The 14,341-nt window shown below is 38.1% G+C and carries 13 protein-coding genes and 1 tRNA gene; 1 reads left to right on the forward strand and 13 read right to left on the reverse strand.

Annotation, left to right across the window (positions count from 1 at the left end):
* Positions 1–7: 7 nt before the first annotated feature.
* Entirely contained in the window at positions 8–652 is a 645-nt protein-coding gene (mtgA, locus tag ACR1PO_RS02600) for a monofunctional biosynthetic peptidoglycan transglycosylase (protein WP_332387638.1), read from the reverse strand.
* A 43-nt stretch (positions 653–695) separates the two neighbouring features.
* On the reverse strand, positions 696–1,742 hold the full coding sequence (locus ACR1PO_RS02605; protein ID WP_433985711.1) for an ABC transporter substrate-binding protein: 1,047 nt from the start codon (positions 1,740–1,742) through the stop codon (positions 696–698).
* A gap of 60 nt (positions 1,743–1,802) precedes the next feature.
* Between ACR1PO_RS02605 and ACR1PO_RS02610 the strand changes: the two genes are divergently transcribed.
* Positions 1,803–1,876, forward strand: a tRNA-Arg gene (locus tag ACR1PO_RS02610).
* On the opposite strand, the gene ACR1PO_RS02615 is transcribed toward ACR1PO_RS02610, so the two are convergent.
* From ACR1PO_RS02615 to traM, 11 genes are all read right to left on the reverse strand, one after another.
* Positions 1,842–3,428, reverse strand: coding sequence for a recombinase family protein (locus ACR1PO_RS02615; RefSeq protein ID WP_433985712.1), 1,587 nt, complete (start codon positions 3,426–3,428; stop codon positions 1,842–1,844). The genes ACR1PO_RS02610 and ACR1PO_RS02615 overlap by 35 nt on opposite strands.
* 658 nt (positions 3,429–4,086) lie before the next feature.
* On the reverse strand, positions 4,087–5,319 hold the full coding sequence (locus ACR1PO_RS02620) for a type II toxin-antitoxin system HipA family toxin (protein ID WP_142726043.1): 1,233 nt from the start codon (positions 5,317–5,319) through the stop codon (positions 4,087–4,089).
* Positions 5,316–5,621, reverse strand: a complete 306-nt coding sequence (locus ACR1PO_RS02625; RefSeq protein WP_142726042.1) for a helix-turn-helix domain-containing protein — start codon at positions 5,619–5,621, stop codon at positions 5,316–5,318. The genes ACR1PO_RS02620 and ACR1PO_RS02625 overlap by 4 nt, the downstream gene beginning before the upstream one ends.
* Before the next feature lie 233 nt (positions 5,622–5,854).
* The gene (locus ACR1PO_RS02630) at positions 5,855–6,538 is read right to left on the reverse strand and encodes a hypothetical protein (RefSeq protein WP_433985713.1); all 684 of its coding nucleotides are present in this window, start codon (positions 6,536–6,538) and stop codon (positions 5,855–5,857) included.
* A 65-nt stretch (positions 6,539–6,603) separates the two neighbouring features.
* Complete coding sequence (locus ACR1PO_RS02635; RefSeq protein ID WP_433985714.1) at positions 6,604–8,121, reverse strand: hypothetical protein; 1,518 nt, start codon at positions 8,119–8,121, stop codon at positions 6,604–6,606.
* Positions 8,121–8,654, reverse strand: a complete 534-nt coding sequence (locus ACR1PO_RS02640; RefSeq protein ID WP_433985715.1) for a tRNA (adenine-N(6)-)-methyltransferase — start codon at positions 8,652–8,654, stop codon at positions 8,121–8,123. Before ACR1PO_RS02640 ends, ACR1PO_RS02635 begins: the two co-directional genes overlap by 1 nt.
* Before the next feature lie 20 nt (positions 8,655–8,674).
* A complete protein-coding gene (locus ACR1PO_RS02645; protein ID WP_433985716.1) occupies positions 8,675–9,376 on the reverse strand; it encodes a hypothetical protein in 702 nt (233 codons plus the stop codon).
* 11 nt (positions 9,377–9,387) lie between these two features.
* Positions 9,388–10,230 (reverse strand): M23 family metallopeptidase, encoded by an 843-nt coding sequence (locus ACR1PO_RS02650; protein ID WP_433985717.1) that lies wholly within the window; start codon positions 10,228–10,230, stop codon positions 9,388–9,390.
* On the reverse strand, positions 10,227–12,221 hold the full coding sequence (locus tag ACR1PO_RS02655; RefSeq protein ID WP_433985718.1) for a type IV secretion system DNA-binding domain-containing protein: 1,995 nt from the start codon (positions 12,219–12,221) through the stop codon (positions 10,227–10,229). The genes ACR1PO_RS02650 and ACR1PO_RS02655 overlap by 4 nt, the downstream gene beginning before the upstream one ends.
* A 43-nt stretch (positions 12,222–12,264) precedes the next feature.
* Entirely contained in the window at positions 12,265–13,131 is an 867-nt protein-coding gene (gene traN, locus ACR1PO_RS02660; RefSeq protein ID WP_433986070.1) for a conjugative transposon protein TraN, read from the reverse strand.
* Between the two features lie 4 nt (positions 13,132–13,135).
* Complete coding sequence (traM, locus tag ACR1PO_RS02665; protein ID WP_433985719.1) at positions 13,136–14,338, reverse strand: conjugative transposon protein TraM; 1,203 nt, start codon at positions 14,336–14,338, stop codon at positions 13,136–13,138.
* Positions 14,339–14,341 lie beyond the last annotated feature (3 nt).

Genomic DNA, 14,341 nt, shown 5'->3' on the forward strand with positions numbered 1-14,341 from the left:
AAAGATACTATTTCAAACTCACATTCCTCATCTGTCTCATGATCCAATTGTGTTTCTTTCTTAAATACGGCGATGGATTTTTAGGGTCATACTTCTTTGGATTAGGCAATACAGCGGCGATCCATGCTGCATCAGAGACACTTAAATCTTTGGAAGATTTTCCGAAATAATATTGAGCTGCTGCTTCCACTCCAAATACGCCCTGCCCCATTTCAATGGAATTCAGGTATCTTTCAAGGATGATGTCTTTAGTCCATACTTTTTCAATGATGAAAGTGTAAACAGCTTCCAGTCCTTTTCTTACCCAGCTTCTGCCCTGCCAGAGAAATACATTTTTTGCCGTTTGCTGGGAAATAGTGCTTCCTCCTCTTATTTTTTTGCCTTTCTCATTATATTTCATGGCTTTTTCGATCGCTGTATAATCGAAACCGTCATGATCAAAAAACTTCTGGTCTTCTGAAGCAATGACCGCTTTTTTCACATTGTTTCCCATTTCGTCATAGGAAATATAGTCCCTGTGCAGTTTTCCGTATTCAAAAAGTCCTCCTATCTGGGTAAGGGTAACCGGTGGATTGAAGAATCTGCCCCAGATGATAAAAACTACATTCAGTACAAGAATGATGAAGATAAGCTGTTTAATTTTTTTCCACATAATTTGATAAAAAGGAAAGGCAAAAATAAGCAAATACTGCGAGTTACTGCAATTCTTTCATATAAGTAAGCTGATAATCCGGTAAAAGTTCAGGATGAAAGATCTTAATATAGTCTTTGAGGATCAAATCTGCTCTTACGACACCGCTTTCAAAGAAATCATTTGCCTTCAATTTTTCTTTTCCGGCAATGGTATAAATTTTCCCTTTATTGAATACATCCAGTTTCCCATAGAAAGGATTCATGCCCAGCATCTCCTTTTTCGAAGTGTGGCTTCCTGCATTTACCCAATACTGAACGCTTCCGGCTTTTGCATATACTTCTTCAAAACTCATTGTCAATGCTTTTTCGTCTTTATTATCTTTCAGGATATAACTGGCATTGGCATCTGAAATATAATGGGCTACGGAAGTATTTCCCCCCGGAAGATACCAAACATCCCCATACATCTCATTGGCAAGTACAACAGGTTTTTCTTTTGTTTTTGACGCAAGCTGTTTCAGATCGTTGTAGTTTTTCTCTACTTCCTGATATTTAGCTTCCGCTTCTTTCTCTTTCCCTAAAAATTCTCCGAAAAGTTTAATATAGGCTGTTTTTTCCAAAGGTTTCTGTTCCATGTATTCATCCAGAAATATCACCTGAATACCGTTATTTTTTAAAAGTTCATAGGTATTGTCAAAACTGGCAATGTGATTGGTGAAAATAGCATCCGGTTTCATAGAGATGATTTTTTCCACATCATATTTCTGTTCACTTCCTACATTCTGGATTTTTCCTTCTTTAATCAGATTCTGAATTTTTTCTGAATAAATATACTCCGGGCTGGAAACACCTATGATTAAATTTTCTGCTCCAAGCTCTGAAATATAGCCAGCCATACTTGCATTCAGCAGGATTATTTTCCTGAAAGGTGTTTGATTTTGTTGAAAATTATAAGTAAAATTACCGGATTTCAGCTCCAGTATACCGTCATGTTCCTTAAATTGGGTACGAGCGGAGATATTTATCCAGTCTGCGGACGAAATTTTTGATTCTCTTTTACAAGCTGTTAGCGCTAAAACCGTAAATAAAAGTAAAATTCTTTGTTTCATCTTTCAAAGAACGGAAAAAAGTGTTATATTTGCAAACCTTTAAACAACAAGGTAACACAAGGCCTCGTGGCGCAACTGAATAGCGCATCTGATTACGGCTCAGAAGGTTACAGGTTTGAATCCTGTCGAGGTCACAAAACCGACATTTGAAGATTTTTCACTTCTTTGTCGGTTTTTTTTATTTCCTAATTCCTTCTTTATCAGAAAGATAGTATGTACAAAAGTATTGATTTTTGCGGTTTGAAAATTCTCGCCGTCAAAGATTAACTTTTCAGGATATATCAAACCAATTATAGCTCTTTTGTCTACTGAATCTGCTTTTTTATATCTCTCAGAAATTTTCGTAACAGCCTTCAAAGCCGCATCCAGCTTAAGTTCTACGTTATTATCCTTCTTGGTTTGCTTTATCGAATTGAGTTTGAATAAGAGTCGGTCAAGTTCATCCTTATTTTTTGTCTTCACAGCTCTAAAATCCTCTTCATCTAATTTATCTTCCAGATATAAATCTCTTGCTTTTGCTATCTTTTGTTCAATTCTGGTGACTTGCTCAGTCAGTATTTTTCGCTCATCATCAAGACCGTCCGAAACACTTGAAAAATTTTTCATCATTATAGTTTTTAACAAACTTGCAAATGCTGGAATAAACTCAAATTTTGAAAGTTCTGCCTCAAATAGTTCATTAACTATTTCAGAGTTGTGACGGAAGCCACACGCTAAAGTACAATGGTAATAGTAATAATGCTTTGACCTTCCTTTAGCACTACTTGCTGTTAAATTTTTTCCACATTTTGGGCATAGCAGTAATCCGCGCAGAGGATACCTATCTTCATTGATCACCCTACCTCCCGGTAAAAAAATATCTTTATTGCTTTTCCTTCTGAGTATATGTTGAACTTTCATAAAAAGCTCTTCTGAGATTAAAGGCTCATGTTTGCCTTTAATAACTCTCTCTTCTTCATCACCATGGGCTTTTAGCACAATATTACCACAATAAACCACATTGCGAAGAGCCTCAAGAAAAGAATTACGTGTGAGTTTCCTACCCTCCCTTTTATTCATTAGCTCTCTAACTTTTGCACTTGGCAGATGTCCTTTCGCTACTTCCTTAAAGGCCCAGATGATGTTAGAGGCCTCAGGTTCTTTTACTGCCACATATTTTCTGCCATCTTCCGTGCACTTATTGATATATCCGTAAGGCGCAGTTCCCATCATTCTGCCTTCTTTAATGGCTCTGCGCATTCCATAAATAACATTCAATGCACGACGATCATTTTCTACTTCAGGAGTTGAAAGATATATAGCCAATAAAAGTTTATTTTCAGGAACTCTCAAGTCTAAAGGCTGCTCAATAGCCTGAGGAGAAATATTTAACTTAGTAAGTTTAGAGATCATCTGGTAAGCTTCGCTTGTATTACGGCTAAACCTATCCCATTTCGTAAACAAAAGAAGTCTAACTTCTTTAGCAGGCTTGCCTCTTCTGAAGCTAAACATATATTTCTGCCACTCTGGTCTGTCGAAAGTTTTTGCAGAATGATCCTCAAAAATTACCCGATCGATTTGAATATTTTGACTATTGCAATGTTTGCGAAGGCGCTCTTCCTGATCGCGCTGTGAATAACCTTTATCAGCTTGTTCATCCGTTGAAACTCGGATATATAAATCGGCGATTTGCATAAAGTTTTCCATTAGTATGTTAGAAGGTGACTAATATTGAGATCAATTTGATTATCAATATTATATTCACTAAAATACGAAATTAATTTTTAGCAGAGATGAACTCTTTGAGGGTCATCTTTACTAGAGTATGGAGTAAAGCCAGCACATCTGAAATTTCTTTTTCAGACATATTGATGTTTGATCTTTTCAATATTTTATCGGCCTCACTTACCGACATTTCGTTAAACTTCATAAGCGGTTCGAGCTCGAATTCCTTCAAATCTCTAAGTTGAGAATCTTTTTGTTTTCTTTTGCTACGCATCGCCCCTGAATACTTATCGCATTAACTTATAGATTAATTGATCATTTTGACTCAGTATATTTTTTACAATAACTGTTATTTTAATAATCAAATATTATCAGCTAAAATCGCAATAAATATGGTAGAATATGGCATCATAAATTGATCAAAGTCTATTTAACCACTCAATGGGTTACTTACGAATTTTGATTTGTAATAAAGGATTAAAATAGAATAAACTACAAGAGCAAATCTTATAGTTCTTATCATTTAAATTGTCTAGCCAGTAAAACATTATATAAAACGAAAGCAGATATTTGGAAAGCTTTCTGCTAAACATCTCCAGTCCAAAAAATACCCAATCAATCTTTATTCACCGGATAATAGCTAGAGCTTTGTAATCATACGATTGATTACTTCTGCATTACGCTTGTCTACATCGAACTCTTTTGACAAATCTTTCCATTGGTTTAATGCATATTTAGTCTGTTCAATAACATTATCGATTAGACTCTGTGGGAGTTTAGCTTCCTGACCTAACTTTGCCAAATGTTTTATGCTTACATTTCTGCCCTCTCCTAGGACCATTGTACTCTGCTCTCCACCAGGACCTGTCGAAAATGTTAAATCGTAGGCAGGCGAAAGTTTCCAGTTGCCTGTTTCGTCCATTAAAAAACTGAAGTTCTTTGCATGGTCATCCCTATTGTGAGCCATAACATTGAAAACCGCCAGTCGATACATTTTTTCGACTTCACGAATATCTTTTGTCAGGGTTGCAGTCAAATTCAGTAGATCTTCGTAATCAAGCGAAGGTAACCTGAAATTGCTATGCAACAATCCACTTACGGTATGCATATGTAATCTCCTATTACCGTCCCTGTCGAATCTCTTCACTGCGAAATAACCGCTCCCACCATTTTGAGAAGGAAATAAATGCACATCCGGCATTGCGATACCCGCTTCTGCAGCCATCAGTGCATAGACATATTCAATAGCTCCGGAATCCGGACCGTCCTGTGAATTGGAAAACTTAACCAACCAATGTTCAAAAGTTTCGTCTAAGTTTTGGGCTCCATATAAAATATTTTTACGTTCGCTATCTACGCCAATAAGTGCTTTAGGCCTGGCACCTGCTGATGAACCATTTAAAGCTAACAGCTCAGTAATTACCTCTTCCGAACTTCCTTCCAGGACTTTTTCAGTTTGTACAGCCAGCACGTCCAGGTCAACTTTATCTTGCGGCACTTCAGGACTATTATCCGGCTCGTAGACTAATGCTCCCATTCCGTGCATACCTACGTGAGCAAGGCGGTCCAGTGACGAAACATCTGAAGGCATCAATCCAAAGGTTCTGATCATTCTGTCAAACAGCAATCTTCCCCAGCCATCCGGCAAGCTGTCGCTGAATACTCCTGCCAATCCGTCAAATGGATGCAGAGGCAATTCACTAACGCCCCTTTTCAGAGGCAGCCTGAAAGGAGATATTTCGATTCCTGCGTCAAAAAAATTGTCATCGTATTGGAAGTAGATGACACCATCACGTATTGCAAGACGTCCAACAGGCTGGACTGCCAAGCCAAAATCTAACCCCACTTTTATTTCTGCAACAGGCTTAATCATTTTCTTCTACCTCTTTTTTTAATTATACTATCATCTTGTTTTAAAACATCATCTATTGAATTGAAAGCTGGCTTATCTGGCTTAAGAGCATCTAGCAATTCTTCCAATCCTCCAACCACCATCAAGATCTTTAGAAAAGAGTCCAGAGAAATCAATCCTTTTTGCTCAAACTTCCTAAGGGTGGAAAGTGCTACACCTGAACGTTCAGCAAGACCTTCCTGAGTAAGCTCCATCAGAAGCCTACGGTCACGAACATGAGTAGCAATCATTTTTTGCGCTTTAGATAATGATATAAGTAACATAACTGTATTATTTAATCTTATTAATAAGCAATAATTATCATTATTGTATTACAAATATACTAAATACAGACTGTATAGATCGCTAAAATATACTATATTTTTTCTTTTAATTTAGATCTTCATACTAATTTCATTTTCTTTAGAATCCATCATGATCCTCCTTTTTAGAAAAAACAATCAATTCCATTTTATTCCCATCTATAATTGAGATGTCATCTGCGTTGTATAACGGGTCACTCACTTTTTCTGCTTTTTACGAAATGATTAAACTCAAATAATTCCTTGGCCGGTTGATCCCAGTTTTTTCTGGGAATCAATTGAAGGGTAACGAAAATGTCGTCTTTCTTATTGTAGGAGTCAATACGTTCAAGTCTGCCTTGATAATCATTTTCAGCGTGTTTGTATAGAGAATAAGGAAGAATAGTATCTGTGGGGAAGATATAAAACCGGTTATAGTTCCAGGGCGAATTGATTTCGAAGCGTTTGTATTGTTTTCCAAACAGAACGGTGTCGGAAAGATTTTTTCTGTTCCTGTAATTGGGAATCAATTCCTTTGAAAAGACGGCACCTTCACGCTTCGCCCACACCAATAGTGGCTTTTGTTTTAGAACAATATCAGAAAGCAGGAAGGTTTTCCCTTGGAAACCCAATGGATAGCAAAGAGAATCGGTCATATAGTAAAGCTGCTTGTTCATTTCCGGGAAGCTTCGGTCGGGAATGATCTCGATCAACTCATCTCCGGAATAGCTTATTTTAGAAATATGGAAACTCTGCATCTGCTCCAATCCTTTAGAAGCGTTGAAATATACATTTGAAACGAGATCGATCCCCCCTTTTTCGGATTTGATTTCCTTATTGCAGGAACTTAAACCGAAAGTCATTGCAAAGGATAATAATGTGAATTTTAATTTCATCATGTTGGTTTTTAAGAAAAGCGGTAAATCGTTAGACCTACCGCCTTGGGATAATAGTCAGGTAAAATTTATCGTTTGATACTCTGTTCTTTCACGTTATTTTTTTCGTGCTTGTTATCCTGTTCCAGCCCTTCCAATGGTTTATTGCTGTTCAGCCTGTTCATCTCGTTGTCATAGAGTTTAAGGTTTCTGTTCTGTGGGTCCAGAACTGCTCTTCCTTCGATAATGGAATCGTCCTGTTTAAATTTTACTTTAACGATATTTCCTTTTTCCAAAGATTTTATAGCATTATCCTTCCATTCTGGTTTATCGAAGACCAAATTTGCTTTCTCAACGATCTTATCCGTGTCAACACCGTAATTTTTGTAGAAGTTTTGAAACATATAGTTTCCTTTTTCTGTTTTAGGCTCATTGAAATCAAATTGCGCAAAGGCATTTTCCCGCTGCCCGCTTTTCGGATTATCGAATTCAATCTTTACACTGCGTCCTTCCAGAAGATTGATGGCCTCTTTTGCGGTAAAACTGTTATCCCTGCTGACAGGAAAATTATGGGAACGTTCCTCATTTTTTTCATTAGTCAGTTTTGCATTGAATGAATTGAGAAAAACGCCGCCGCTATCGGTTTTGTTGAATTTTAGCGTAAAATCAGCTTTGTTTCCGGGTAAAGCTTTATCGGAACCCGTCTGAATTTCAAAATGTTGCTCTGTAGATTGAAGGCCCTTTTCTAAATCTCTGTGAAGTTGTTCACTTTCGCCGAAGCCAAGATATTTCATCTGGTCTTTCAGGTATTGTACCCTGTCGAATTCTTTTTCTGTTTCCATAATTTGTGGATTTTGATTGTTAAACTTTATATCATTGTTTGTTAGTGTTTTATATGAGGGCAAATTATTTTCATCCAAATAAGTTTTTAATATTTCACCATTATTTAAGACGGTGTAAAACTCACCATATTCCCGTTTTTCCAAATAACCAAACGCCAATGCATATTTATCACTTGGTGTTAAAGAATGACCGTCGAGGATATCAGGGATGGTGTCCATTTGCTTTGCTGTCAGTGAATAATCGCCGTTAGTTGTTCCAAATTCCATTTCTTCCGCAAAAGCCTTTCTTTGGCTCGCTGTAATCATTAAATCTTTCAGCTTATATTCATTTTCTTTTTTCAAGATTCTGTAATCTAGTAGCCCCTTTATCTCTTCTTCGGATAGTTTTGGAGAAAGATCATTTTGTGCCGCTGATTCTTTTAAGGCTTCTTCAGAATCGCTTTTAAATTCATCCAAACTTTTAAAATCCCCCATATTTTTCCATTCATTGTTTCCATAAGGTGATCGGTATTCCTGGGTTTGCAGATCATAGCTGTAATAGGAATGACCCTCCGGGCTTCTCAAAGAACCGCTTCCATCGTCATAATCATACCAGATCCACCCCTCCGGAAGGCCGGACGCAGCAACCAAATTCTCTTTTTCGCCATATCGAAAAAACAATTCAGATGGTACGCTTTTCAGTTCATTTATGAAATCTTTATAGGCTGTGGTTCTGGAATTAATCACTCTTTCGAACCAGGATAATTCCTTTCCATTGCGTTTCATTATTTCTTGTGACAGTTATTTATCGTTCGATTAATTTTTTCCATAACGATTTGCTTTGGCAGGAAATTCCAGCAATAATAACTGCTGCTGTAAGTAATCTTATTATTGACGAGTCCATTACATTTAAATTTGATTCTTTGATCAAACATCAGTAATTGTAACTCTTTTTGCATAAAAAGTTGTTTCGGTGCGGCATCATTTAACCAGGTATTGGACATTAACAATGCAAAAGGCTTATTGAAATTCAGACATCTTTCAAAAATTTTTCTTTTATTGGTAAAAGGAGGATTTGATATGATGATATCCCAGCTTTCAGGTTCGTACCTGTAAAAATCCTTACCATCGTCGATATGCGAAAACACAACTTTATTTGTTTTGCTGATTTCTCCTACAAATTCGCTTTTTTGTGTATCAAAGGGGCACCAGACAATAGCATTTTCCGGTATATATCCAAGTATTGGTATTACTGCGTATTTAGGAGTGTGACATTCGTCATTATTGCCAGCGGAATATAAAATTTCATTACTTCTCATAATCATTGATATATAAAAAATTATCTTGCTCTAAACTTTGCCTTTTGTAACTCTTCTTCCTGTCCTTCATATTCCTCGCTCATTCTGCTAGCCTGGTCGTATAGATCTGAATCGATCACATCAAACAAAATATTAGAATCACCATTGCGAATCCTTTCATCTTCGATGGAGATTCTCGCAACGGCATCAAGTTCCCTGGAAACTATTGTGATATCATTTGAGATTTCTTTAGCAATTTCCGGATATTGGTCGATTTTGTCATAGATATAATTTTTCAGCTTTTGTAGTTCAGCTTTGTAGCGGTTTAGTTCCTGCAGATTCTTTTGATCGGCTATAATAGCGGTAAGCTCAGTAGCATTTTTAATAAAGTCAAATTCAACTACTTTTCCATTTTGCTTATCAAAAATGAAGGCTTTCTTTTCGATACCCCAATCTTGTTGAGATTTTAAAAGATCTTTAATGTCCGTATACTGGAATTTTTCTTTGCTTTGTTCAAGAATTTCTGTAAGGTTCTTGTCCCTCTCAAGAAATATGACTTTCAGCTGGGTGTTATTATCAGTAAGTTGGAAGGTTGCCCTGTTTCTCTCATTATCTGCAACAATTGTATAACCCTGAAGAAATTTCTTAATATCGTCAGAACTTAATTTTTTGGAAAAAGTTAGATCATCATTAATAATTCCATAGTTTTTCAAATCTTCTGTAGGTAAATTTTGATGTTTCATAATTGTATTTTTTATTTTTGGAAATAAGAATTTGGTTCGTTACCATAAGATGCTATTAGCAAATGATTCGCTCTGATCAGGTCATTAAGAAAATGCATAGGATCGATAAATTTTTCATTCTTCTTCACCGCAAAGTGCAGGTGAGGTCCGGTAGAGTTCCCGGTATTGCCACTTTTTGCAATGATGTATCCCGTTCTTACCAACTCTCCCACTTTGTAATAGCTTTCTGAAAGATGTAGGTATGCTGTTTCAAAACGGTTGAAATGTTTTACTTTGATATAATTTCCGCCACCTTTGGGATCCCAGCCACTGGCTGTAACTATCCCGTCCATTACAGCATACACATTCTCAAAGTAGGCTTTAAGGTCAATGCCATTATGCATTCTCACTGTTCCGGTGATGGGATGTATTCTTTTTCCGTAGGAAGAAGATATTTTAAAAGCATTGCTCAAGGGCATTGCGATCTTTGAGAACTTTACTTGATCATTCATATTCTCAAAGTCTCTCTTTTGTTGATGGATAAGTCGTCGGCTCTGTAAGTCTAAAATCAGTGAATCCTTAACTTCTTTCACATCCCATTTTTTGTCTTTTTTATCTGAATTCTCCATAATCCATCTTTTCAGTGAGTCCAATTCTTTTTTCAGCTCAGCTTTGGATGTCGCGTTAAAAATGTCTTTCCAGAATTTTTTATCCGTTTTCTTTTTAAGATCCTTGGTCTCTTCCGTTTTTTCCAAGATTCGAACGTTTTCTGTTTTCTTTGGCATTGTAGGTGTAAGCGTATTAAATTGTCCATAAAGCGACGAATGAAAAGAAAAGAGCAATCCGATCAGAAAGTATGTTTTAAGTAAATTCATGATGCTGATTTTATAAATTCATTCACAATGAGTTCGACTTCCTTGTTGATCTTCCGGAAATTGCTCATCAGTATTTCTTCTTTGCGGTTAATTCCCCGTTTGTCAATAAATGAATAATAGACCGGCATCTGAGGGTATTGTTTCTCTTCTTCCTTAAGGACTTTCATATCCAAATTGATCTTTCCATGAATTGCAGATGTTTTATATTCATCTGCGTCGTTTTCTTCTCCTTGTGCAATCATTCCAACCATTTCACCTGTCCTCAATGCTGCTATTTTTCCAGCCGGGATCATATTATCCATTTTTTCATTGATGCTCGTTGTCGTTCCTTGCTGTGATATGGATTGGGAATAGGATTTCTGCTTGATCTTTCCAAACAGTTTTTCCAGCCATTCTAGTGTATTTTTGTCCCTTGCCGATCCGGAAAGAATATTTCCGACAATGGCAGAGATGGTATCTGCCACCTCCTTTTTATAAAACTGGCGAAGCTGAGGAATCTCCTGAAGGCCAAGCAACACGGCAACCTTGTTGCTCCTTGCTGTGGCGACTACATTGTCAATCTTATGGATATAAATAGTTGGAAACTCATCCGCAATAATGCCACCCGGCAGATTGTGCTTGGAATTGATCAGTCGTAGGGTTCGGTTTAACACGGACGAATACAAAGCAGAATTAATATCCTGTGTTCCCGGATCTGAGGCTAAGATCAGGATGGACGGATTTTCCCTGTCGGTAATCTTTAGTTCAACTTCATTGCCGGAAAACACCCAGAAACTTTCTTTGGTTGCTAACCTGGACAAAAATATCTTTAATGTTCCGATCTGCCCTTCCAATTGGTCAAAAGCTCTGTTGTCATAGGCCGTTTTGAATGGTGATAGAAGGGAGCCTATCTCCTCATTAGTAAACAACGTATCAAAGATCTCCTGGTAGCTACGGTTCATAAAGGAAAGGATATGCGGCAGGTCTGAGTATTTTCCGTTTTCCAGGGTAGCAAAGAAGTAGATACAGGATGAGAGGAAGTTGATTGCGGATTGGGTAAAGAACGCATCCGATCCTCCCCCTGAACTGCTTCCGCCTTTCTGTAGTGAGGATACCATCGATTCCGCCATTTCCTGTGCTTCTGCTAGTGTTTGGACATACTTTTTATGAAAAGGATTGACCCGCTTTGATCTTTCGACCTCATTGAGGTTGATCACATAGAAGCTATAATTATATTCAGACGTTTTACTTTTTTTCAGTAGATAATGATAATAGGCGATCTGCGCTAAATCCGGAAACTTAAAATCATAAATGCATAAACAGAAGCCTTTTGCGATCATCTGGCGGATAGCCGGATTGATCACCCCGAACGACTTCCCGCTTCCCGGTGTTCCGATCACCGTTGTTCCTCGGAAGGGATTGATGTTGATCCATCCTTTGTTGATCTTGCCCTTATAACGAAACAGGTAGGGAATATTAATACTGGTGTCGGTATTGACAAGCTCTTTGCTCTGGTCAAAGGATTCTTCTTCCACATTCCATCGGTCTTTCCCCATTTTCTGCTGCATCAGCTTGGAGATGCTGTCTGCGCCTATTTGAAGGATAACAGCACCCAGAAAAGAGAGAACCGCATAAATGACCTGGTACAGGTTCATCCCGGGGAAGACTTTTGGAAGCTTGGTGTCTACTGCTTCCTTCTGCCATAATAGGGAACAGAACATCATTACCAGTCCCAGAACCATTGGAACAATGATCTCCTTTGCTACATTAAGGTCTTTCTTTTTCTTAGCCTTCGTGCCGATAGCAACCAACCCGATCAAAAGGAGTGTGGCAAACTTGGCATTAATGGGTGGATAAATAAAGCTCATCTTCGAGAAGTTCTTTAATAGATTGGAGATTACCGGAACTTCAGCATTCAGGTAAAAAAGAGCAGCACAATCCAATGCAACCACACCATAGACTGCCTTTTGCAGGAATCCATAGATCTTTATCTGATGTTGTTGTTCTTGCATTTCTTTTTATTTAAAGTTTAGAAAAATGGAAGCGGAACTTCCGCTAGAAGGTATCTGCTTTAAGGATATCCGAATAGTTCACTTTCATTTCGATGGTCCTTCCGGATAGCTGTTGCTCAATCATCCGGATCATCATCACTTTGGAGTTCGGATAGGTAAATTTTTTAAAGATGTAAATATTCCTTAGGTTTTTCCTGAAATGCTTTTGAGCATTTAGCTGAAATACCGGTGTCATTTCAATACTTTGATTGTTGGTTGCCTTGTGGATCTTTTTATCCTCTATTGAGAACTTGAGCGCTTCCAAGTCGTAACTCAGGTTGGAAGTATTTTTAAAGGTCATATCCAGAAAGATGTAATCACCCATCACATACACATTGTTAAGCTGCATACTGAGATTCAGATTGTTTTCAGTTCTGACCGGTTTTTTATCGGCCTTCTTTTGAATGATGCCCAAGGCAAATTTCCTAAGCTCACGGTTTGAGAAGACCATTCTATCGAACTCGATAGGCTGCATCGCTTCGGGCTGAATGTGAATATTGGTAACCGTATTGAGATTATCTGCGTTTCTATAAACCGCTTTATACTGTGCGATGAAAGATTGCCCGACAACCGTGATGATACCCACAGTATCTCCGCTGAAAAAAGGCGCGGACTGTTTCTTTTTATCTTTCTCAGAGCTTGGGTTATCGGTAATTTTAATCCTTGCGATATTGTTGGCTGGGAGATCCCCGGTCAGTTTATCAGTGGAAAGGTCTACATACTGAATCGGTTCCGGTGATATCATATGCAGGTTTATTCCTTCCGTGATCTCAAGTTCCGGCAGATCAGAAATGATTTGTTCAGGAGTAGCGGTTTGTGCGGTTAACAAGTTTACTGTAAACAGCAGCAGACTGTATAATAAATTTCTCATCATTTTATTTATTTTGCTGGTTTTGTGATTCTTTAAGTTGTTTTTCGTCGATCAGGAATACATAGGAATTGTACTTCAGTTTGGCTTTATTGGTTTTTATCAGATTGGCTATAGATTTTGAAGTGGAAGTGAACAATTTGGAACCGATGCTGGTGAAGAAGCCCTGTCCGCCCATATCCATTTGCGTACCCTGAACCGAATTGCTTCCCATTTCCCGGATCATATCCCGGAACACGCTCTGGGGAACATATAGCCCTTTCATCCCGTCCACATCATAGATGGAGAGGTTAACAGGAAAGATCTCTCCCTTGGTGAATACCGAGACGATCTTCAGATCAACCCTTTGCATAGAGAATCCGGAAATCTGCCCATAGAGAATGGAACCTTTGCTGATCTTTCTGTTTCCGACGAATATATCTTCTAATAAACGGAACCTGATCCTGCTGCCGAGGAACCCTTTATTATTCTCATCAATGACCGCTTTGATAAAGCTGTTTTCCTGTTCTTTATAAAAGGCATTGAAAACATTGTTGATTCCTGATTTGCTGACATTGAATGTTGAGTTCAGAAACTCGTCCATCTTTTCCTTATTGGCTTTGAGCCGTTGTTCTGCCGCCAGTTTGCTTTGGTATTCCGGATCTCTTGCCTTTTCCAGGGAATCCATCACTAGCATCTGTTGCTTCAGATATTTGACCGGGTCAGGTTGGACATTTTGTGTCTTTTCCTTCGGTGTCCCGGCGAAATTGTTTCCCTGATCCCCGTATGATTTCTCATTCAGCATCCGGATAATCTCAGAAGACCTTTTGTAGTATTTGTCTTCATTTTGCTGCTTTGGATTATAATAGGATGAAGAATTTCCTTTAGCCTGATATTGATTCTGTCTTGAGGAAACTGCTTTTAAGGAATCAATTTTTCTCTTTTGAGCCAGTGATAATTGATCGTCATAACTTAGCAGGCTGTCCCGTTCCTTATCCAGTCCTTCCAGCATCGTCCGGTTGTCATCTTTTTTGAAAAATGCGTCGTAGGCATCGTTCTTATTCATAATAGAATCCTTGGTTTCGCCTAGTGAAAGGGACAGCTCTTTCGGCTTGTCTTTGGGCTTATCCTCTTTCGAGAACTCCGCACCGACGTACCCGAAAAGAAGCAGGAACGGCAGAGCCAGGAGCGGCAGCACATATTTTTTCTGTTTGAAATTAATTTTCTTCATTGC

Origin of the sequence: Chryseobacterium amylolyticum (genome assembly GCF_051011775.1) — a bacterium.
Taxonomy (GTDB): domain Bacteria; phylum Bacteroidota; class Bacteroidia; order Flavobacteriales; family Weeksellaceae; genus Chryseobacterium.